This is a genomic window from Bacillus sp. FSL M7-0558 (assembly GCF_038003245.1).
GTDB classification, from domain to species: Bacteria; Bacillota; Bacilli; order Bacillales; family Bacillaceae; genus Bacillus; species Bacillus pumilus.
Genome location: NZ_JBBOOU010000001.1, coordinates 1,826,533 through 1,847,122 on the forward strand (window position 1 = coordinate 1,826,533; position 20,590 = coordinate 1,847,122).

Here is a 20,590-nt window from a genome sequence, read left to right on the forward strand (position 1 = left end):
CGCATCCATATTGAACTACCCTTTGACAGAGCCTTGTGAAAGCCCTGCGATAAAATATTTTTGCAACAGTAAAAACATCGTCACCATCGGCAGCATTGCAATGAGCGCAGCAGCACCAACGAGCTGAAGCTGATGTTGATTTTGACCAAAAAAATGGGATAAGGCGACTGTGAGTGTATGCATCTCTTTATCTTGCAAAAAGAAGATGGCAAATTGATAGTCGTTCCAAATATACACACAGGCAATGATTAAAACAGAAGCGGTAATGGGTTTCAGAAGCGGAAAAACGACGGTGAAAAAAACTCTAAGTGTCCCCGCTCCATCAATACGGGCTGCTTCTTCAAGCTCCTTTGGAATGGTTGACCGGATAAAGCCTGCATATAAGAAAATCGTTAGCGGCAAAAAAGCAGCGACATTATTTAAAATAGCGATTTGATAGGTGTTCATCATCCCGATTTGAACGACCATTTTATAGAGAGGGACAAGGGCTGTGAGTGGTGGAATGACCATAATGGCGATGAATAAAACATAAACTGCTTGATTTAGCTTTGTGCTCCTTCTTGCGAGCGGATAGGCTGCAAGGGAGCCAAGAAAGATGAGGCATACAGCAGAGCTGAACGTAATGATCACGGTATTCAAAAAGGATTGGCCAAGCTGAGCCTCTGTCCATGCCGTGCGAAAGTTTTCAAGATGAAGCGCTTTTGGAAACAGCCATTTTGAACTGAAATCTCCTATCCCCTTTAATGATGTCGTTACCAAGATATAAAATGGAATGAGATGAAGCAATGTCACCAAAAGGGCGAGGAAGGTGTACCATCTCTTCTTACGTTTAAAGGCATTTTCCATCACACCTCGGTCTCCTTTCGTTTGAAATACATCAGCGCTGCGACACTAATGACAAGGATGATGACCGCCATGAAGACTCCTTGCGTTGCTGCATAGCCTGCATCCTGACGTTTGAAATACAGATCATACATAAAGGTCGACATCGATTGCGAGGAATCTCCAGGTCCGCCGCCAGTAAGCGCCACAATGACATCAAAGAGCTTGAGCCCGCCAATGACATTCAGCACAACATTAATGGTGATAGACGGTATAAGGAGAGGCAATGTAATTCGCCTGAACTGCTGAAGGCTGGATGCACCGTCTAATTGTGCCGCTTCATAATAATCCTTAGGAATGCCTTGCAGTCCTGCTAAATAAATGATCATTGCGATCCCGACGAATTGATAGGTGTTGACGAGCACAATGATCCATGTGTTTAGTTGCGGATTGCCAAGCGCATTCATTTGATCAAATCCAAAAAGCGTCACCACATCGTTTAAGGCACCGCCTTGGTAAGCAAACACAAAATACCAAATATAGCCCATCGCAATCGGACTAATCATGACAGGTAAATAGACAATTGTTCTTGCGATCGCTCTCATTTTTAAGCTTTGATTTAATAAAAGAGCATATCCAAGTCCGATGATATTTTGTAAGATGGTGCTACCGATGCCGTATAGAAGTGTATTTTTAACAACAAGCCATGTCGTTGGGTCCTGAAGCAGGCGCTTATATTGATCCAGCCCAATCCATTCATAAGTTTGTGAGAACCCATTCCAATTCGTAAAAGATAGCTGAATTCCGTTCAAAAAAGGATAAATGATAAAGGTACTGACGACGAGAACAGCTGGCAAGTACATCCACCAAAGGGATGAATTCTGGCTTTTTTTCATTTTCTGCTTTGGTAAAGAGGTGAATGCGGCTGGCTGCTGTGCTTTTGTGATGTCATTCATTGGCTTCACTCCTGTTTCAGCATGAGCCTGCTATTGTTTTTTCAGACGCTTATATTCCTCTTCCATCTTTTTCGATAACTGTTCTGGTGTGATGGAGCCTGCTAATAATTCTTGACCCGATGTTGCCATGACAGCCCACATGCCGCTTGGTAAGTATTTTCGATCGAAATACGGTTCAATCTTCACCTGTTCGTATTGATCGTAAAACGTAGAGTAATAGTTTTTCGCTTTTACTTGCTTTAAGGCTGCTTCAGAGGATGTGCCTTCTGCGATCTTTTTCGCATTTTCAGGCTTTGCGAGAAAATCAATGAATTGTTTTGCTTCTTTTAGATGCTTGGAGTCTTTCCAAGCAGCGACCGTAAACCGTTCTCCTCCAATCCAGCTTTGCTTATCTCCTTCATGAATAGATGGAACTGGCATCGTCCCTACTTTGATCGATGGATTGAGTTCAGATGCTTCAGGTCCTAATGAGCCTCCGACAAAGGTGAAGGCTATTTTGTTTTGTGCCATCAGTTCAGGTGCTTGAGATAGTTTTGCTGTGAGGACATCTTTGTTTAAAAGATCTTGATCCTTCAGCTCCTTCATGAACTGTGCAAGCGGTGTATAGAGAGACCAATCAAATGATCCGTTTTCAAGGTCTTTTCCGTATCGGTGGTTTGGACTGGTGATCAATAAAGGTGTGGCGAGTTCATCAAAGACTTGGGCGATATTTGAGTTGTCTCCTCCTGGTATCCAGAGCGGCACAACCTCTCCTTTGCTCTTTTCCTTCACTGTCAGCAAAGCGGATTTTAGCTCATCAAGTGTTCTAGGGATTTCAATGTCATAGTCCTTTAATAGATTGGCATTAAAGCTAAGCCCGTCTTTTGCTTGATTCAGCGGATACGCGTATACTTTGCCATCTTGGTCCTTTAAAATTTGATCGAGTGAAGGATCAAGCTGTTTCACCCAATCCATTTCTTTTAAATCAGCCACATACTCGCTGTAGCGCAGTTTTGCCCAGCCATGTGTGTCAAACAGATCTGGCATATCATTTGCCCCCATTTTGACACGGATCGTATCTTCATAGCTGTTGCCTGGGAAGTTGGCATCGATTCGAAGATGTGGATGCTCTTTTTCAAATTTACGGATCACTTCTTCAAACGCTTTTCTTTCCCCGCTGTTGCTCATCGTCGAAAAGAGAGTTAGGGTGACCTTTCCGTTTGCTTCGGACGTTCCGCTATTGCTGCAAGCAGACAAAAGAATGGTCAAGATAAAGGCCGCAGTGAGTAGCATGATTTTTTTATTCATGGTTTCCTCCTTTTAATCACTGAAAATTCAGACGATAATCGGTAGAATTCATGCAGTTGCGGAAACAAAAGAAGTCCATTATACTGGAATTCTATTCTTTTCAAAGAGATAAGAGAGCATACCAGTAGGCTGCCTTGTTCTTCGCATGATCTGGCCATCATGCTAGCAGCTTGCTTTCTGCTTTTTTGTCTCTTTTTTGTTTGCTGAAATCTCGGGTTCACCCCCTTTCATGGATGAGACATGTGCTGCCTCTTTCGATGAGTTTTGTTGGCACGACGACTTTTAGAGGAAGCTTTCTGCCGTTTATTCTCTCAAGCAAAAGCTTCAGACCGACTTCCCCCATTTCTTCTGTATATACTTTGACGGTTGTAAGCGGCGGGCTTGAAAATGAAGCCGCTTCAATGTCATTAAACCCAACAATGGATACATCGAAAGGAACACGCAGACCGGCTTCGTTGAGCGCTCGCATTGCACCGATCGCCATTGAATCACTTCCGATAAAAAAGGCTTGTGGCAGGTTTCCTTTTTTAATGGCCTTCTGCATGAGCGTATAGCCTTCTTGCATGGAGTATTCTCCAATATGGATGTCATCCAGATGAAGACTACCTGCCTCTTGCATTCTTTTCATAAACGTCGTTTGTCTTTCGTCCTCAATCACAGCATTACCTTCGAAATAATGCTCTCGCTCCTTTCCGCCAATATAGCCTAGATGTGTATAGCCAAGCGATTGCAGATGGCGAATCGCTCGATCTGCCGCTCTGACAAAATCGACATGTACACAATCATACAAATCCTCATCCGCATAATGATTAATAAAAACAATGTGTTCCATTCGATTTGTCATTTTTTCCACCGTATCAGGGCTAATTCGTCCAATGACGATCAAACCGTCAATATCCTTTAGCATCGCCCCTTTATCCATGCTTCTCAGGCGAAAGGTATGGAGGGTGGAGAGCCCTTGTTTGGCATATTCTTTTTCAATTCCTTTTCGAATCGATGAAAAAAAGGGGTCATTTAATTCTTCGTCAATGGATTGAGCGACAACGATACCGATGATTGGGGATTCAGATGGGCTTTTTTCCTCTGTTTGATCGGCTTTTCTTGCTCTCATTGGGGTATAGTTTAGCTTCTTTGCAATGTCGAGGATGTTTTGTCTTGTTGCGTGCGAAACGGCAAGGGTTTGATCGCCATTTAACACACGGGATACAGTAGAAACGGACACTTTTGCATCATGAGCAATATCTTTGAGTGTGGTCATAGGCAAACTCCTCTTGGTTTTTGACTAAATATTTACTAAAGATATTTGAAGGATAACACGTTGATAAAGCGCTTTCAAGTGTGAAGTTATGATTTTTTATTTTGTTTTCGAGTATGTTTTGGTTAGATACGATGTTTTAGTAAAGTTGCGTAAAAAAGAGGATGGGTTTCATCCTCTTTTACTAACGTGATTCAATTGAGGCTGTTTCTTTTGAAAACAATTGCTTCATTGTCTCCCAAGCTGTATCAAGTTGATGGTGAAGTCCAAATAAACCTGAGGTACCGATAATATAGATCTCGTTTCCAGCCTCAGCAAGCAGCCGGAACGTGCTCTCATTACAGGAGCCGTCTACTTCAATTGAAAAAGAGTACCCTTCTTGCTCTTTTATCTTTCTCACCTCTTTGATTTTACGAAGCATTGCTTTAATAAAAGGCTGTCCAGCAAAGCCTGGATCAATCGTCATGATCGTCACTCGGTCTATTAAATGTATATAGGAATCTAACACTGCAATTGGTGTGGCTGGATTTAAGACAAAGCCAACCTCGCAGTCTCTTTGATGGATATGCCGAATGATCCTAAAAACGTCCTTTTGCACGACCTCTGGGTGTAAGCAGATCATGCTTGCGCCTGCATCAATGCAGGCATCGATTAAAAATTCTTGGGGGTATTCTGCCATAAGATGCACATCAATTGGTCTATCTGTCAGTTTTCGAAGCTGTTCTATGAAAAAGGGTGATAAGGTGATATTTTTCACGTAATGACCATCCATGACGTCGACATGATATCGATCTGCTCTCGTGTTGAGAATATGAATTTGTTCGCGGAAGTGCGTTAAATCCATGCACATCAATGAAGGTGAAAAAATGGCTGTCATTCTCAGAATCCTCCTTTTTACAGTTGAAATAAAAGCTTGATCAATCCAATCAAGATTCCGATGATACCAAAGTCTGTATCTCCAAAAGTTGTCCCTTCAAAACCAAGGGTTCCTAACACAGGTAATAAACAAGCAGGTAAAAAAGAAAGAAGCAATCCATTTGCAAATGCCCCAACGACAGCCCCTCTCACGCCTCCTGTTGCATTGCCATACACTCCTGCTGTAGCGCCGCAAAAAAAGTGCGGGACTAGACCAGGAACAATGACAGTTAAACCAAACAAAGGTAAAAGAAAAATGGATACAATGCCTCCTGCAAAGCTGCATAAAAAACCGATAATGACTGCATTTGGAGCAAATGGAAAAACGGTTGGTGCGTCAAGTGCCGGTTTTGCCCCTTTCACAAAACGATCGGCAATCCCTTTGAAAGCAGGCACGATTTCACCGATTGCCATCCGAACCCCGGCTAAAATAATGTACACACCAGCAGCAAAGGTAATAGCCTGAATGAGAATGAAGACAGCGAAGTTCGTGCCCCCACTCATTTGTTCTATAAAGGGAATACCAGCAAACGGTGCAATCGCAAAGAACAGCAAAGCCATCGTGATTGAAATGGCCACAGATGTATCTCGTAGAAAGCCGAGTGATTTAGGCACTTGAATGGTTTCTGTTGATCTCTCTGGACGACCGATCCATTTTCCGATCATTCCCGCTGTAAAATAACCGAAGGTACTGAAGTGTCCAAGCGCAAGATCATCGCTTCCAGTGACTTTCCTTGTGAATGGCTGAAGAATAGCGGGTGCAATGACCATAGCGGTCCCTAATATAATTGAACCGATAGTGACAAGAAGCGCTCCTTGCATTCCTGCTGTCGAAAGAACGACTGCGAGCATTGCAGCCATATACAAGGTATGGTGTCCTGTTAAAAAGACGTATTTAAAGGGGGTGAATTTTGCCAATAATAAATTGACCAGCATGCCAAAAATCATAATGAGAGCCGTCTGTGTCCCGAATTCCTTTTGAGCAATGGCTGCCATGGCATCTGTATTTGGGACAACCCCTTGAATGTGAAACGCTGCTTCAAACATTTTTCGAAAAACGCCAAGTGAATCAGACACGACTGTGGCGCCCGCTCCTAATATTAAAAAACCCATCGTTGTTTTTAAGGTGCCTGATACTGTATCGGCAGCTGATTTTTTCTGCAAAAGTAAACCAGCTAGTGCAAACAAACCGATGAGAATGGCTGGTGTGCCCAATATATCATTCATGATCAGTTCTATCATGATGTGAATCCCCCTTTTTCGTGGCTTAAATGTGTTTACGAAGGATGTCTTTAATAGCTTCCTGGTCTAACAAGTTATTTAATCCAGCGACCTTTCTTGTGCCGTCATCCAGCTGATCGATAATGTCTGTTGCTCCGATATATAGATCAGCCAGTTCATTTTTACTTGTGCTGAGATCGGTATGGTCCACTTCAGCTACAAGCCCTAACTCTTCTAATGCTTTTTTGACATTCATTTCTACGATAAAGCTGCTTCCTAATCCGTTTCCGCACACAACAAGAATTTTTTTCATTCTCTTTTTCCTCCTTTATCGTTGTGAAAATTGATCAATTAGTTTTTGCACCGATGCTAATTCATTTGCTTCAATCAGTTGTTTCCTCCGTTTTTCATCACTTAACAGCATGGTCAGCTGTTTGAGCGCTTTCAGGTGAGTGATACTGTCAATGGCTGCTAGCACAATGATGAGACGAACCTGTTTTTTTTCATCCTTAGAGAAAAAAACGGGCCGTTCGAATGACATGAGTGACATGCTTAATTCGTTCACGCCGTCCTCTGGTCTAGCATGCGGAATGGCTACTTGTGGCGCGATCACAATATAAGGTCCATTTTGATGAACGGACTGAATCATGGCCTCCACATAACCTTTCTGAATGGCATTTTGATCGAGTAAAGGCTGCGCTGCTTTTGTGATGGCCTCTTGCCATGTTTCTGCTGTTTGTTGGAGATGAATGGTTTTTTCTGTTAATAAATCGTTTAACACTGGTTTCCACCCTTTCTGATGGGATACATATGCGGGATGCAGTAGCGCTTTAAGATCACGAAGCAGTGCATTTTCATTTTGTACGATGGTATGTTGTTGAATGATGTTAAATAAAGCGTTCACATTTTTCTCATCAAACCTAGTTTCTGCACCTTCTCCATATTGAAGTAAGGTTTTTTTTTCATAGGCAGTAAGGATGGGATGAACGAGATGAACTGGCTTTCCTTTAAACGAAATAGGTGTTGTTGACACAACAAAGTCGACATCAATCGATGACAGCTGTTCGTATGAGCGCTTTGATAATAGATCACGTACATCGATATAACCGATTAATTCGATAAGCTGTGTTTTCAGCATATGACTTGTGCCAATTCCTTCGCCGCAAACAATGTATACAGAACGCCGCACAATTGGCGAAATCCCTTCTCTTCTCATCCAACCACCAAAATGCATCGCCACGTAAGCAATTTCATGCTCACTTATCTTGGAGCAGGTCGCCTTTTCTAAATGACATACGACCTTTTGAGTGATATCAAACACCTCTGGCTGTGTTTTTTTAATAGATTCTGTTAATTCATTGTTGATATCAATGTGATAGATGAGTCTGTAATAGGCAGGGATGAGATGCATGGTTAAGTTTTGCTCCAAGGCTTCGTACTCTTGAAAGGAGATACATGCATACCGCTGAAAATCAAAAATCATTTGTCTGGCAATGGTGCGAATGAGATGCTCTTCTGGCTTTTGACTTGATGGAAGCTTTTGTTTCTTGGCGCTGAGCCATAGAGTGCTAAGAAAATAGATTTCATCATCATGCACTTGAAGACCCGTTTCTTTTTGAATTCGTGCCATGAAACGAATAGCCGCCAAGCATTCCTCAGTTTCCTGCAATGTACGCTTTTCTTCGTTTGAAAGGTGTATAGCACGTCCTAGCTTCATCCGCTTAAAGTAGAAAAAGAGATCCAAAGACAGCTGATCCAGCATGTCATCAGCAAACTCGAGCTGAAGCTCTTGTTCTGACTGCTCGAGGAGATGCTTTAACCGCTTATATGAAATTGGCCCCTTTAACCAAAAAGATGGAAACGCTTTTTCGTTTTTTATCATAGTGCGAATGGAATGAATATAAGGTTTCAGCGCCAATCGAATCATTCTTTCTTCTCCTGAAATCAAATAGCCGCAGGCTGCCTGATAGTGAAGCGTGAGCTGCTGCTTTGAAAGTGCTTCTTTTAGCTGTTTCATATCTTCAAGCAATGTATTTCGGCTCACTTTGGTCAGTTTCATAAAATCATCAATTTTTAGACGTTTCTCACTGCATGCAATGGATAAGAGCAGGATCGCCCTTCTTTCCTTTACACATGGTTCATAATCAGAACCAACGAGAATGGTGTTCGCTTTTTGAATAATGACTTCTTTTTCATGTGTGAGTAAGTAGTAGCCAAGTTGATCTTTTCGCTGAACGCCACTAAGCTCATGAGTTTTCAGCCAGCTATTCATTCGTTTGATTTCAGAGTAGACGGTTCGAGAAGAGACATTCAGTCGGTTCTGTAAATCTTCAATTGATAAATAAGATGTCGTGTGAATCAGCATCGATAATAAAGTCGTACCCCTTTTGGTTAAGTGCAGTTCGAATTCCTCCCTTCTTCCCTTTGGTTATAAGTCTAATCAACTCCCCTGCGTCAAAGAAGCCCAAATGTTTTCAGCAAATGCTGTGCAGCTTTTTGGGTGTTCTTTTGCTATAAGAAAAAGCACACCCGCTTGAGTGTGCTTTGAGACTTGTATAAAAAGAATTCTTTGTTTTCTTTTATGTGATAGAAAACGTTTGTAATGAGGTCATGGATGTACTGAATCGTCCTTTATGTCTTTTTTGATCTTTCACAATTCTTTTGGCATTCTTGATTTACTCATATGTACTGAATCATCGTCGCTAAAAAAGCGGACACCAATCAACGCACTTAAAGTGCTCAATGATTGGCATCCACACATTCTTCCTTCTGGACAAAATTTTCACGTTCGTTTTGCTTGTTTCTTTCATACGATGACCCACATAGGAAAAAAGGTCACCATCCACCTTTTTGTCGGTTTTTTGCATAATCTCATTAAAACGAACTAATTTGAATGCATTTTTGAAAGAAAGTCTTGAAGAACTACTTTTACTGGTGAATTCGCAGTAGTAGTCACTACATGATTTACACGTTCTAAAATTTGAGGATGCTTCAATATCAATTTCTTGCCTTCTTCAATTGGAAAACTTCTCAATGTATCAATACAAATCTCAAACAATTCTTTATCGTTAGTATTCAACAAATCTATTAAAATATTTAACTCATATTCATTGCACTCATTATCCAGACAGTAAGCAATTTTACGCTGTCACTCTATTGGTTTATTAAGCACCTGATTTGATAGTTCTTCCCAGTCGTTTAGGCTAAAATCTGAGAGTATCTCACTAGCAATCAAACACCCGTCATCATACCAAGAGTCTATCGTTGTATTAGCAGATAAAAGATTATCTAATTCTATAAACATATTGAGTCCCTTAATTATGAATTTACTCTGAGAACACATTCGAGTACCTATAGCCCCAAAAATTGATCATAAAACGAGTAAAACTGAAGAAAATAACGATGTTAATTTGTTAGTAATTAAGTATCTAGCATTTTATTTCCACCAGTTAGATGTAATTTCTTTCAAATGAAATTCTATAAAATCAATCACTTTGGTATAGTCATCCGAGCTGAATTCCTGAATAGGATTGTCCCAATCTGTATTTTTAACTATTAGAACAAGATAGTGACCATCTGAAGATAAGTCGGGATACCACCCTAAATCCAATGTTATTGATGATTTCTCATGATAAAGTTGTAACAAACTTTCAGTGAACATAAACCATCTATCATCTTCTGTTTCTAACTTTTTAGGGTCAATTTCCCTGAAATTATTATAACGTACAATCCAACCTTCAGTTATTCTTAAAGGATGAATGTTTACTTCGGGAATATCAAGTTTTACATATTTTCTCATCATCTGACCTCTTTGCTAATATTCTAGTTATTTTATTCCTAATTTATTTAAATACTTATTTAGTCTGTCTCCAGCAATCGGGTGGCCATGATACACATTTCCACTCGTCAGTTCTCCCCTTATCCAACTTGTAGATTTACCATTATCATAACCAACAATTTTACCTGTATCATAAATGAAATAAAAATTATTGTTGCCATTATCAATGATATGCCCTTTTTGAAGAGCCTCTTTTTCTAAAACTTTATTATTTATTTCAGGCAGGTATTGAGCATTTCTTTTTCCTGTCTCACTAAAACGTTTGGCTTCTTCAGCAGTCCTAGCCTTTAAATGTTTATTATCATGATGAGAATATACTGCATTATTTATCTTAGCTCTAAAATCTTTTCTACCATAATAACTTTTATGAGCAATTTCATCGTGCCTTTTTGAAATATTAGGTATGCCTGTACTCTTTACCCCCATCTTCCCATGAAACCCTTTCGCCCCAAACGGCAAAAGCATTCCTAGCGCCGCATTCATACTCGCTTCCTGCTGTTCTTTCGAGACCTTATTTCCAAACATGTCTCTACCTGTAATCGCTTCGCTGAAGCCGTTGGTGGCGGTGAGACCATATAGACCTTTTTGAGATGTTTTTAAGGCGTCAAAGGATTTTTGCGATGTCTTGTAAATGTCGACTGCTCTGACTGCGGCTGATGTGGCTTGAGTTGTTTTATAGACGGCTTTACCACCTTTGAAAATACGACCTGCCCATCCGACGATTGGGATATAACCTGCTGCTGCCATACCGCCTGCTGCGACGCGCTGTCCTGCGGTGAGCTCTTCACCTGTGATCGGGTCAACACCTGTAGCGGCGCGTTTTGCATCGTTCACGCCTGTCAATTCATTGACGATATTTCCGCCATAATCAAGTGCTTTTTCATACCAAGGACGGTTGGCGAGTGCTTCCTGTTCCTTTGCATTCTCACGGGCCTCTTCTTGTTCTTTTTTGATTTTCAGATATTCAGAAGTTTGCTTCTCAATATCGCTTTTTGCCTTGTAGATTTCACTATTTTGATACGCTTTGTTGTCAAAATTCATAGGCGAAATCGCTTTTCCGTCATTTGTGGCATTCATCATTTCCGTATACAATGCCATTGTAGCTTGCTGCTCCGTTTCTGACAAAGCATATTCATCTTTTACATTTTGATCAAGCTCTCTTAGGTCTTTCACTGTCTTTTTTCGCTCGTCTTCCGCATCTGCAATTTTTTCATCAAAGGTTTGACTATCAAATACTTCTAGAGAAATGAGGTCGTCGATGTCTTGAAAAATCGTTTTAAGCGCCTTTTTTTGATCCTTCACAATGCTTTTGGCATTTTTGATGCCCATATGTACAGCGTTGTCTAAAAAGTGTTCTTCTACAAAGGTGTCGCCGCCAAAACTCGTATCATCAAGTGTCCCAGAAACACCTTCATGAAAGGCTTTTTGCTTATCAATGAAGCTGATAAACATATCTACATTTCCAGCCAGTTCTTTATAAAAGCTTTTAATGTTATCGGCACCTTTTCCAGTGAAGTCGTCACCAAGATTAGAAACACCTTGTAATGCTTTTTTTAAATCTACCATTTGTTCACGGAGTTCCTGGTAGTGTTTTGCCCTTGCATCCATGGCACTTGTTAGTGCTTTTGCATCAAGTATCTTCCCCAGAAGAATTCACTCCTTCCTATTCATTGACAAGGTCAATTTTACCAACATGAAGTTTGTCATTAAATAGGAATATAGATACAAAAACAGTACTTAATATGTAAATAATCCGTGTTTTAATAGAACGCCTTAGCCATGCCATCGTCAGTAATAATTAAAAGGCGACTTTTACAACCATCCTTTGATTAAAACCGTTTGAGTTGCTCCATTTTATACAAGTGTTGTAGAACACTTACATGGTAAGGAAGTGGTCACTAATCGACCAATCTGCAAATTTTTATTATCTTATTTGAACAGCTCATAGAAAAAGCACACCCGCAACAGTGTGCTTTCTTACGATTTAGACTTAAGCAATTGCAACTCTTGATCCATAATATCTGCTGCTTCGGTAATAAATTGAATAATTAAGTCTAATTCTTCTCGTTTGTATTCGTTTGTGAGCAGTTTTGTTGATGCTGATAAGGATCGAAAGAGTTCTTTTACCTGTGATTTCCCTGCTGTTAATGGAACGATGATGACTCTTCGTTTGTCTTTTGGGTCCTTTTCTCTTTTGGCGTAGCCCGCTTTTTCAAGGCGGTCAATCAGAGCTGTGACCGCACCTGAGCTAAGACCTGTTTTTTCACTTAATTCTCCTGCTGTGAGAGGACCGAGTTCGTTTAATAAATCGGCTGATTTGAGGTCTGTTGGGAAAAGGCCAAGCGATTGTGCGGCCGCTTGGTGGAATAAAACCGTTCGTGTGGCGAGGCGCCTCATTGTATGGATGATCAGGTCTGCTCTGTCTTCTGCGTCGTTCTTTATTGACAACTTGTTCTCCTCCCTTTAAAATCAATTTATCTTGATCATCAAGATAAATGTTCTCTTACTTTATATTTAAGTTGATCATAGCAAAAATAAGGAGAGAACGTAAGCAGGAGGTAAATGAAATGAATCATGTGGATAAAGGCAAGGCATCCACTCGCTTAGTTGTCATCGGTTTGCTGTTAGGAATTTTTATGGCGGCGATGGACAATACCATTGTTGCAACAGCAATGGGAAGCATCGTAGCAGATTTGGGCAGTTTTGATAAATTTGCTTGGGTGACGGCTTCTTATATGGTGGCAGTAATGGCTGGAATGCCGATTTACGGAAAGCTTTCTGATATGTATGGTCGAAAGCGTTTTTTTCTGTTTGGACTTATTTTCTTTTTAATTGGATCTGCGCTTTGCGGTATCGCACAAACGATGGATCAGCTCATTATTTACCGAGCCATTCAAGGGCTTGGAGGCGGTGCCCTTCTTCCGATCGCGTTTACGATCATCTTTGATATCTTCCCGCCTGAAAAACGCGGGAAAATGTCCGGTATGTTTGGTGCAGTGTTTGGTTTATCGAGTGTACTAGGACCACTATTAGGAGCTATTATCACAGATTCAATCGGCTGGCATTGGGTTTTCTATATTAACGTGCCAATTGGTATTGTTAGTGTGTTCTTGATCGCCAGATACTATCATGAATCCCTAGAACATCGCAAGCAGAAAATTGACTGGTCAGGTGCTATTACACTTGTCGTGGCGGTTGTGAGCTTGATGTTCGCTCTTGAGCTTGGCGGTAAATCCTATGCATGGGATTCGGTGCAAATCCTCACACTTTTTGCCGTGTTTGTTGTGTTTGGTACCATCTTCTTTATTGTTGAGCGTAAAGCGGAGGAACCGATTATTTCATTTTGGATGTTTAAAAATCGTTTATTTGCGACATCTCAAATTTTGGCGTTTTTATATGGCGGAACATTTATTATTCTTGCCGTCTTCATTCCTATTTTCGTCCAGGCGGTGTACGGTGAATCAGCGACAAGTGCAGGATTCATTTTAACACCGATGATGATAGGGTCTGTCATTGGCAGTATGATTGGCGGAACGATGCAGACGAAAGTGCCTTTCAGACGTCTTATGGCGATCTCTGTCATTTCATTTTTCGCGGGGATGCTGCTGCTTGCCAATATGTCACCAGATACAGCTAGACTGTGGCTCACAATCTTTATGATGATATCAGGCTTTGGTGTCGGCTTCAGCTTCTCCCTTCTGCCGTCAGCTTCAATGAATGATCTTGCCCCTCGTTACCGAGGCAGTGCAAACTCGACCAATTCATTTATGAGATCACTTGGGATGACACTTGGTGTCACGATTTTTGGGACGATTCAAACCAATGTCCTATCGAATCGCTTAGCAGATGCCTTTAGCGGAATGAAAGGAGCCCCTTCTCAAATAGGTGATCCACAGGCCATTTTTCAAGAGGGTGCCCGTTCACAAATTCCGCCTGATATTTTAAATAAAGTCATCGATGCGATGTCACAAAGTATCACGTACGTATTTTTGATTGCGTTATTCCCTATTGCCCTTGCAGCGATTACGGTCCTGTTTATGGGAAATGCACGGGTACGCACATCAAATGAAATGAAAGAAAACGAATAATGTGAAAAAGCAGAGCTTAAGCGGCTCTGCTTTTTTGTTTCACTGATATAGAGGATGGGCTTTGCCCTCACTGCCAACGATCCGTATTTTCGATGTGACCATATCTTTTGCTGCTTGTTTAGCTTTTTGTAAATACATACGTGGATCTAAGCTTTCCGGTTCGTTTGAGAAATGATCACGGATGGCTTCAGAGTACGCATTTTTTAATTCAGTTGAGACATTGACCTTTGCCATACCAAGTGCCACACATCGTCTGACGTCTTCATCTGGTACAGCGGAACCGCCGTGCAGTACAAGGGGAACATCGACCAGTGATGCAATTTGTTCAATGCGGTCAAAATCAATATCCGGAACCCCTTTATAAATGCCATGTGCGGTACCAATTGCAGGTGCTAAAGTTGGTACCCCAGTTTCTTCTACAAATTGACGGCATTCTGATGGAATGGCTTTTTCAGCATCCTTTTCATCGACGACGATATCATCTTCGACGCCGCCTACCTTGCCTAATTCTGCTTCAACGTTCACCCCTACTTTTAATGCGAGGTCCACCACTTCTTTTGTGCGGCGAACATTTTCTTCATATGAATGCATCGATGCATCGATCATGACGGATGTATATCCCGCCCTGATACAGGTGAGAATCACATCAAAATCCGTACAGTGATCGAGGTGCAGACCGATTGGGATTTGATATTGATCAGCCGCCGCTTTGACTGTATCTGCAATCGCTTTTGCTCCAAGAGATTGAACGGTTCCAACCGTTGTTTGCAAAATGACAGGTGACTTTAATTCTGCGGCCGTTTCGAGCACCCAATAAATACTGTCAAAGGAATGTACATTGAATGCAACGATTCCGTATTTTTCTTTTTTCGCAGTCTCAAGCATCGGTGTTGTGGATAGTAAAGGCATGATCAAACATCCTCTCTCGTTAAAATATCTGTTTCTAATACAGTTAGCATCTCTTCATTTGTTCTTGTTTCCAGTAGCTTTTGTCGTTTCGCTTCATCCATTAATCCTCGTGAAAGGGCAGAAAGAGCCTTTAGATGAGTGGTCCCTGCTTCACTTTTGGGGATCAGTAAGGATAAGAAGAAAAAGCATGGCTTCCCATCAAAAGCGTCCCATTCAATGCCTGTTTCCGTGCGGACGATCACGAGTGCTGGTTTTGTGATGGCGTCTGTTTGTGTATGCGGAATCGCAAATCCATCTTGAAATCCAGTTGTGCTCAGTGCTTCTCTTTCCGCTAAGCCTTTTTTAACATCCTCTGGTGATGTACAAATACCTGCTTTGTAGGCAATATCAGCAATGGCTGCGAAAACGCCAGCCTGTGACGACGCGGTTTCATGAAGATTCATATAAATATGTTCCATCATTTCTCTTCCTCCCTATTAAACTGCGGGTTTGTCTATTTTTTTACGATAAAGTCCGTATAGAATGGCACCTACAAGTGATCCGATCAGTATGGATAGTACCCACTGGAATGCGCCTGTGACGACTGGAAGGACAAGGAACCCGCCATGCGGAGCTGGAACCTGTACGCCAAAGAGATACGTCAATATAGCAGAGATGGCGGAGCCAAACATGATAATTGGCAGGACAACGATCGGGTTCTTTGCCGCAAATGGGATGGCCCCTTCTGTTATATGTGTCGCTCCTAGAATATAGTTGATGGCCCCTGCATTTCGTTCCTGCGGTGTGAAATGTTTTCGGAAAATCGTTGTGGCAATCGCAATGATAAGCGGTGGTGTGATACATGCTGCTGACACACCTGCCATGAAGTAAAGGTTACCTTCTGCAAGTAAAGCCGTTCCTGTGACATAGGCTGCTTTGTTAAAAGGTCCTCCCATGTCAAATCCACACATCGCTCCAACAATTAAACCTAAGAGCAGCGGATTCGTGGATTGAACAGCTGAGAGAAAATCCATTAATGAATTATTTAGCCCTGTGATTGGAACTAATAGTGGTGTCATCACAGCCCCAATTAAGAAAATACCGATAACAGGATAGATGAAGATTGATTTTAATCCGTCAAGTGATGCAGGTAATTTTTGAAGCAGGAATTGAAGGAGTACGATGATATACCCTGCTGCAAAACCTGCGATAATACCACCTAAGAATCCAGCACCTCCATCGTTTGCAAGCAGGCCGCCGATAAATCCGACAACCATCCCTGGGCGTCTGGCGATTGAATCAGCGATAAATGCTGCTAAAATAGGCACCATTAAGCTAAAGCCGAGTCCACCAATGCTTTTCAAGTAGGCAGCAAACGGATGATACGTTTCATGCTGAGGATCAGCTGAGTAAATACCGAATAGAAAAGATAAAGCAATTAAGACCCCGCCTCCAACAACAAATGGAAGCATGTGTGATACACCGTTCATTAAATGTTTGTAGATGGTGTGTATCCACTTATTCGCCGACTTTTGTTGAGCTGGTGAAGAAGAAGCAGATGTTTTTTCTGTTCCAGTAGCTCTTCCTTTCACTTGATGAACGGGAGCTTCTCCATTGATAATGCCTTGGATCAGTTCATTTGGCGTGCGGATACCCTTCGCTACAGGCACTTCAATCAGTGGTTTGCCGTGAAAACGATCTGTATTCACATCTTTGTCAGCTGCGACAATGACCCCATCGGCCTCCAGAATGTCTTGATCGGTTAAAGCGTTTTCAATTCCTACTTGACCGTGCGTTTCAACTTTGATGTCGACCCCTAGTTGCTCAGCAGCTATTTTTAATGCCTCAGCTGCCATAAATGTGTGTGCAATGCCTGTTGGACAGCCAGTTGCAGCGACAATTTTTTTACGGCTCATGTCTATTCCCCCTTATATCTTGTCAATGTGTACTTGATCAATTAATGAATGAATGTCATGTAAATCACTTAAGCCTTTAGAAAATGCAGTAGATGCGCCTGTTGCAATGCCGTAACGTAAGCACTCTTCAGGTGAATGTCCTTCAAGCTGTTTACTAAGAAAGGCTGCGAGCATCGCATCTCCAGAGCAAGCTGTATTTACTACAGTGCCTGTCGGTGCGTTTCCTTTTAAGACGGCGTCTTTTGTAATGAACAAAGCCCCTTCTCCCCCGCGGGAAATAAGCACTTGCTCTGCACCCATCTCAATGAGCTTTTCTCCTGATTGAATGAGTTCTTTTTCTGACATAGGCTGTGTTTTGCCGAAAAAAGCAGCGATTTCTTCTTCATTCGGTTTTAATAAATACGGCTTGTATTGAAGCGTCTCAAGAACTGCTGCGGAGCTTGTGTCTAAAATAAACTTGACGTTGTGCTGATGACAAATAGCTGCTACTTCTGAAAAAATGCTGGCTGGTATGCCCTTTGGCAGGCTGCCTGACATGATCAGGATGTCCCCCTGCGGAATGGCCGCTATTTTTTCACGAAAGGCGTGAAGTGCTTTTTCTTCAATCGCAGGTCCCTGGTTCACGAGCTTATATTCTTCTGTCGTATTAATAAAAACATTAATGCGTGTAATTCCTTCAACTGAGATAAAATCGGTTTGAATGGAAAGGTCCTTTAAGGATTGTTCAATATAAGAGCCTGAAAACCCAGCAATAAATCCTAATGCAGTGCTGGTGAATCCATATTTCTTTAGCATAATGGAGACATTGACTCCCTTGCCGTTCGGCTGATAATCTTCATCTTCCGTGCGGTTGACTGCATTTGCCTTCATTTCTTTTAATGCAATATATAGGTCAATAGCAGGATTTAAGGTGCAGGTATAAATCAATTGGTTTCACCTTCTTTCTTTTCTCTAAAGAAAGTATCTCATACGCAGGAGTGAAAATGTTTTCAGATTGTGTAAAGGTTTTCATGATAAAAAGCCTTCTAAATCAAAGTCTCGAAGGCTTCTTTATCGGTTATTTCATTCGAATCACGTAGGCATCTAGTAAAATGCGGGCAATGACATGAAGAGACAGGCGCGATCTGACCTCATAATCTGGGAAGAAAGATTGTTTTCCTTTATATCCGACTAGAGTCATATCTGATATTTTACTTAATGTAGAATCTATTCTTGTGGTGACGGTAATGGTCGTGACTTGCTTCATGCTAAGGTTTTGACACGCTTCAACGAGCTCCGCTGTTTCGCCATTTAATGAAACAAAGATCGCAAGTTCGTTTTTACTGATGTCTCTCGATTTCAGCCGAATGATATTCGGATCGTCATGTACTTCGCATGTTTTTCCGATGAGCTGTAATTTGATGGTCATTTCTTTGGCAATCATCTCTGAGAAGCCTCTGCCGAAAATATAAATTTTGTCCGCATTATGTATTTTTTGAACGGCATCTTCAATTTGCCCAATACTTTGCAGCTGGATCGTCTTTAAAACCTCTTCTTCATTTTTCCGAATCGCTAGTTTAATGTCTTCATCAATGTTTTTGAGCTGATCACTTGCATCGGTCATTTTCTTTTCTTGTTTCAATCGATATTTAAAGGATGTATAGCCGTTGTAGCCAATTTTTTTCATCAGTCTGACAATTGTGGCTGTCGACACATTCGCTCTTTCACTTAATGTGACGATGGATAAGGTGGAGATATCCTCTAAATGCTGGTGAATATAATGGAGTAAATAACGTTCTGTTTCACTTAGCGTTTGATACACTTCGCTTGGAATGTTAAATAGTGGTTCATTCAATTCGATTCCCCCTTACTCATTTCATACTATAATTAAATGCCCAATAAAAACAAGATGATTCTTTTGTCATATATTTTGTTAAAAAGCCAAAATGAGTGAAATTTCATTTTTGACATACACTAAGGAAAAGTTGTGTCTGTGTGAAAGGAGCTGATCATGATGCTTCATCTTTTGTTTTATCTCATCCTTCTTTATGTCGTCTATGTATTTTTGACCGCATTTGTTTTGTTTTATTTACCGATACGAAAAACATGCAAAGAACATTGCATTTATAAAGCCTCTTCTATTTCAGGAGACGATCAGGGGACAAATCAAGTGATGCTTCTTGACGACGGGTTTGAATCTGGTCAGGTGAGGCTCCAAATGATTCGTGAGGCAAAGAAGATGATCCGCCTCAGTTACTATTCCATTCAAAAGGGAAAAACAGCCGAATGGATACTAGGTGCTTTAATTGAAGCAGCTGATCGAGGTGTGAAAGTGCAGCTGTTGTTAGATGGCATCTGTCACAGTTTGCGCGGGCCGCTAAAGCATTTGCGCTATGCGGTAGCAAATCATCCGAACATGTCGATTCGTTTTTATGAGCCCTTTCGTTTGTTCAAGCCATGGACATGGCATAATCGGCTACACGATAAGCTGCTACTAGCAGATGGCCGAGTGGCTGTGATGGGCGGAAGAAATATCGGTGATAAATACTTTGCAGATCAGCCGCCGAAAGACTTTGCTTTTGACCGTGATGTGCTGCTCTATAACCCCAAAAAGGGAAAAGTATTAGATGAAATGGAGCAATATTTCGTTTATTTATGGAATCATGATTTCACAAAAAGAACAAAAGCTGTGTTCTCTAAGCCAAAAGCGAAAAAAGGATTAAAGCTAAGAAAACAGCTGCTCAGATCCTATCAAGAAGCCATGCGCACGAAAGAACCTTTTGTGATGTCCTCATTTGATTGGGCAGCAGATACCACTTCTGTGAAACAGGTTGCCTTTTTCACAAATCCTGTGGAACGCTTTAATAAGCGACCACTTGTGCTGAAAAAGCTGAACGATCTTGCGCACCGGGCAAAGCGTTCTGTGCTCATCCAAACGCCTTATGTCATCCCAACGCGCCCAATGAAAGCCGGACTCACTCCCTTACCTAGTGATATCCAGACGACCGTGGTGACGAATTCACTTACGGCGACGCCAAATCCATTAGCCTTTGCCGGGTATTTAAGCACAAAAAAGGAGCTGATGAAAACAGGCGTTCATTTGTATGAATATGAAGGCCCGTATTCCATTCATGCGAAATCAATGGTGATTGATGATTACTTGAGTATAATTGGGACATATAACTTAGATGCGAGGTCTAGTTTTTTAAACACGGAGTCGATTTTAGTCATTGACAGTGCCCCATTTGCGTTATCACTTACACAGGCAATTGAACGAAAAATCGCCTACAGTTATCTCGTTGCTAAAGACCGAACAGTCCTTCATACGAGCGCTTATGGACAGAAAAAAAAGCCTTTGATGAAAAGGCTCCTTTTAAATGGATTATCCGCAATAACGGTTTTATGGAGGAGATTGATTTAAAAAA

18 protein-coding genes are annotated in these 20,590 nt (G+C 41.4%); 2 read left to right on the forward strand and 16 right to left on the reverse strand.

Features of this window, described 5'->3' with window-relative positions; translation table 11 throughout:
- Positions 1–15: 15 nt before the first annotated feature.
- The 11 genes from MHB79_RS09090 to MHB79_RS09145 form a co-directional block, all read right to left on the reverse strand.
- A complete protein-coding gene (locus MHB79_RS09090; protein ID WP_106028864.1) occupies positions 16–846 on the reverse strand; it encodes a carbohydrate ABC transporter permease in 831 nt (276 codons plus the stop codon).
- A complete protein-coding gene (locus MHB79_RS09095) occupies positions 846–1,778 on the reverse strand; it encodes a carbohydrate ABC transporter permease (RefSeq protein WP_340989554.1) in 933 nt (310 codons plus the stop codon). Before MHB79_RS09095 ends, MHB79_RS09090 begins: the two co-directional genes overlap by 1 nt.
- Before the next feature lie 30 nt (positions 1,779–1,808).
- Positions 1,809–3,065 carry an ABC transporter substrate-binding protein gene (locus MHB79_RS09100; RefSeq protein WP_340989556.1) on the reverse strand — a complete coding sequence of 419 codons (1,257 nt, stop codon included), beginning with the start codon at positions 3,063–3,065 and terminating at the stop codon, positions 1,809–1,811.
- 217 nt (positions 3,066–3,282) lie between these two features.
- Positions 3,283–4,323 (reverse strand): LacI family DNA-binding transcriptional regulator, encoded by a 1,041-nt coding sequence (locus MHB79_RS09105; protein WP_340989558.1) that lies wholly within the window; start codon positions 4,321–4,323, stop codon positions 3,283–3,285.
- A gap of 181 nt (positions 4,324–4,504) precedes the next feature.
- Positions 4,505–5,197, reverse strand: a complete 693-nt coding sequence (gene alsE, locus MHB79_RS09110; RefSeq protein WP_340989560.1) for a D-allulose 6-phosphate 3-epimerase — start codon at positions 5,195–5,197, stop codon at positions 4,505–4,507.
- A gap of 17 nt (positions 5,198–5,214) precedes the next feature.
- Positions 5,215–6,477, reverse strand: coding sequence for a PTS ascorbate transporter subunit IIC (locus MHB79_RS09115; RefSeq protein WP_340989562.1), 1,263 nt, complete (start codon positions 6,475–6,477; stop codon positions 5,215–5,217).
- A gap of 25 nt (positions 6,478–6,502) precedes the next feature.
- Positions 6,503–6,769 (reverse strand): PTS sugar transporter subunit IIB, encoded by a 267-nt coding sequence (locus tag MHB79_RS09120; protein ID WP_137054524.1) that lies wholly within the window; start codon positions 6,767–6,769, stop codon positions 6,503–6,505.
- A gap of 15 nt (positions 6,770–6,784) precedes the next feature.
- Positions 6,785–8,857, reverse strand: a complete 2,073-nt coding sequence (locus tag MHB79_RS09125) for a BglG family transcription antiterminator (protein WP_340990590.1) — start codon at positions 8,855–8,857, stop codon at positions 6,785–6,787.
- Positions 8,858–9,892: 1,035 nt separating this feature from the next.
- Positions 9,893–10,255 carry a hypothetical protein gene (locus MHB79_RS09135; RefSeq protein ID WP_106032612.1) on the reverse strand — a complete coding sequence of 121 codons (363 nt, stop codon included), beginning with the start codon at positions 10,253–10,255 and terminating at the stop codon, positions 9,893–9,895.
- Positions 10,256–10,282: 27 nt separating this feature from the next.
- Positions 10,283–11,902 (reverse strand): ribonuclease YeeF family protein, encoded by a 1,620-nt coding sequence (locus MHB79_RS09140; protein WP_445661250.1) that lies wholly within the window; start codon positions 11,900–11,902, stop codon positions 10,283–10,285.
- Positions 11,903–12,271: 369 nt separating this feature from the next.
- On the reverse strand, positions 12,272–12,691 hold the full coding sequence (locus tag MHB79_RS09145; RefSeq protein ID WP_226805343.1) for a MarR family winged helix-turn-helix transcriptional regulator: 420 nt from the start codon (positions 12,689–12,691) through the stop codon (positions 12,272–12,274).
- A 170-nt stretch (positions 12,692–12,861) separates the two neighbouring features.
- Between MHB79_RS09145 and MHB79_RS09150 the strand changes: the two genes are divergently transcribed.
- Positions 12,862–14,382, forward strand: coding sequence for an MDR family MFS transporter (locus tag MHB79_RS09150; RefSeq protein WP_226805266.1), 1,521 nt, complete (start codon positions 12,862–12,864; stop codon positions 14,380–14,382).
- Between the two features lie 39 nt (positions 14,383–14,421).
- Here MHB79_RS09150 and MHB79_RS09155 read toward each other — a convergent pair whose 3' ends face one another.
- The 5 genes from MHB79_RS09155 to MHB79_RS09175 all read right to left on the reverse strand — a co-directional run bounded on the left by MHB79_RS09155 (position 14,422) and on the right by MHB79_RS09175 (position 19,020).
- Positions 14,422–15,291, reverse strand: a complete 870-nt coding sequence (locus MHB79_RS09155; RefSeq protein ID WP_003210866.1) for a class II fructose-bisphosphate aldolase — start codon at positions 15,289–15,291, stop codon at positions 14,422–14,424.
- Positions 15,292–15,293: 2 nt separating this feature from the next.
- Positions 15,294–15,752, reverse strand: coding sequence for a PTS sugar transporter subunit IIA (locus MHB79_RS09160; protein WP_003211874.1), 459 nt, complete (start codon positions 15,750–15,752; stop codon positions 15,294–15,296).
- A gap of 15 nt (positions 15,753–15,767) precedes the next feature.
- A complete protein-coding gene (locus MHB79_RS09165) occupies positions 15,768–17,186 on the reverse strand; it encodes a PTS fructose transporter subunit IIC (protein ID WP_003211208.1) in 1,419 nt (472 codons plus the stop codon).
- A 12-nt stretch (positions 17,187–17,198) separates the two neighbouring features.
- On the reverse strand, positions 17,199–18,113 hold the full coding sequence (gene pfkB / locus MHB79_RS09170) for a 1-phosphofructokinase (RefSeq protein ID WP_003211047.1): 915 nt from the start codon (positions 18,111–18,113) through the stop codon (positions 17,199–17,201).
- 130 nt (positions 18,114–18,243) lie between these two features.
- The gene (locus MHB79_RS09175) at positions 18,244–19,020 is read right to left on the reverse strand and encodes a MurR/RpiR family transcriptional regulator (protein ID WP_340989566.1); all 777 of its coding nucleotides are present in this window, start codon (positions 19,018–19,020) and stop codon (positions 18,244–18,246) included.
- Positions 19,021–19,179: 159 nt separating this feature from the next.
- Between MHB79_RS09175 and MHB79_RS09180 the strand changes: the two genes are divergently transcribed.
- Complete coding sequence (locus MHB79_RS09180) at positions 19,180–20,586, forward strand: phospholipase D-like domain-containing protein (RefSeq protein ID WP_340989567.1); 1,407 nt, start codon at positions 19,180–19,182, stop codon at positions 20,584–20,586.
- The last annotated feature ends 4 nt before the right edge of the window (positions 20,587–20,590 follow it).